Source organism: Caballeronia calidae (assembly GCF_900044055.2).
Classification (GTDB): Bacteria; Pseudomonadota; Gammaproteobacteria; order Burkholderiales; family Burkholderiaceae; genus Caballeronia; species Caballeronia calidae.
In genome coordinates this window covers 1-555 of record NZ_FCOX02000365.1, presented here as the reverse complement: position 1 = coordinate 555, position 555 = coordinate 1, and the positions used below count along the sequence as shown (strand labels likewise).

Annotated in this window: 1 protein-coding gene; it reads right to left on the bottom strand. The window is 63.1% G+C overall.

Annotation, left to right across the window (positions count from 1 at the left end; translation table 11 throughout):
* Positions 1-555 (bottom strand): tyrosine-type recombinase/integrase (locus AWB78_RS43060; RefSeq protein ID WP_157697937.1); only part of this gene is annotated, 555 nt, incomplete at both ends.

The following is a 555-nucleotide window of genomic DNA, read 5'->3' as shown; positions in this document are numbered from 1 at the left end:
CTCCATCAGCATCTTGAGATCCCACGCGTTTGAGTTGGCCCAGGTTGCAAAGCCCCGGCGCAGCGAGTGGCTGCTGTAACTGTCCGGTGCCGGCACGCCTGCAGCGCGGAACAGCGCGCGCAGCAGCGGCACGAAACTGCCGGCATGCAGTGCGGCGTCGCCTACGTGTCCCCAACGGTCGATGTTGCGGAACACCGCACCTTCAGTCAGGCCGGAAATCGCAATCCACGCTTCGTACGCCGAGACCGGACACAACCTCGAGAGTGCTGGTGCCCGGAAGGTCGTGCCAACCCGGGAGCGATCCGCCTTTGTGCGCGGCAGGAACAGCACCATGCCGCGACCCGGTTCGACGCTCACATGCTCGATCTGCAACCGGCTGAGTTCGTCGGAGCGGAAACCACGCCAGAAACCGAGCAGCACGAGTGCCTTGTTGCGAACATGCGTAATGCGGATCCGTTCGTTGCCTTCACAGATCGCCTTCGCGATCTGTGCGTCCAGCCAGGCTGCCAGGCGTTCGAGTTGTGCAAGCTGCAATGGTTTTGCGCGCTTTTCGGC